This is a genomic window from Intestinimonas butyriciproducens (genome assembly GCF_016901775.1).
GTDB lineage: Bacteria > Bacillota > Clostridia > Oscillospirales > Butyricicoccaceae > Pseudobutyricicoccus.
In genome coordinates this window covers 1-964 of record NZ_JACJKW010000045.1, presented here as the reverse complement: position 1 = coordinate 964, position 964 = coordinate 1, and the positions used below count along the sequence as shown (strand labels likewise).

Annotated in this window: 1 protein-coding gene; it reads right to left on the bottom strand. The window is 56.6% G+C overall.

All coding sequences use genetic code 11. The features are described from left to right. Window positions 1-6: 6 nt before the first annotated feature. Window positions 7-964, bottom strand: a 958-nt coding sequence (gene nikB, locus H6A25_RS12500) for a nickel ABC transporter permease (protein ID WP_430651177.1), incomplete at its 5' end; no start/stop codon positions are given.

Here is a 964-nt window from a genome sequence, read left to right as displayed (position 1 = left end):
CTTTGCTCATTTGCTCTTACCCCCCGACTTGTACTGGGACTTGATCCGCGGATCCACCATGCCGTACAGAATGTCAACGATCAGGTTGACCACGGAGAAGGTGGCGCACACCAGAATGATACATCCCATAACCATGGGGATGTCTCGGCCATTGATGGAGTCCACCATCAACCGGCCAACACCAGGCCATGCAAACACGGTCTCTGTCAGCACCGAGCCGCCCAGCATGTAACCGATCTGCAGACCGATAACTGTGATGGTGGGGATCAGCGCGTTCTTCAGCGCGTGCTTACGGATAACAACGCCATAGGCCACGCCCTTGGCACGGACCGTACGGATGTAGTCCTGACGAATGGTCTCCAGCATGGAGGAACGGGTTGTTCTGGCGATGGACGCCATATGGTTGAAGCCCAGAGCCACGGCGGGCAGCACGATGCTCTTCCAGCCCTCACTACCAGAGGAGGGGAACCATCCCAAACGCAAGGAGAACAACAGAATCAGCAGCAGGCCCAGCCAGAAGATAGGCATCGAAACGCCCACCAGCGCGATAACCATGCTGATGCTGTCAAACAGGGTGTTCTGCTTCACAGCTGCCACAACGCCCAGCGGCACAGCTACCACCACGGCCAGAAGCATGGCGCATGCTGTCAGCTTGATGGTGTTGGGGAACCGGTTGAACACTTCGTCAGACACAGGTCCGCGGGTCTTGTAGGACTCGCCCATGTCCCCCTGAACCAGCTTGATGATGTAGTTTGCATACTGCACCAGCACCGGATCATTGAGGCCCAAGGATTCCCGCAGCTCTTGAATCTGCTCAGGGGTGGCCTGCTCGCCCAAGATTACCTTCGCCGGGTCGCCTGGCGCCAGCTGCAGGATCAGGAACACGAGCAGGGTTACGCCGATCAATACCGGGATCAGCATAATCAGTCTCTTAACAATGAATTTCCACATAAGATCCTCCTGT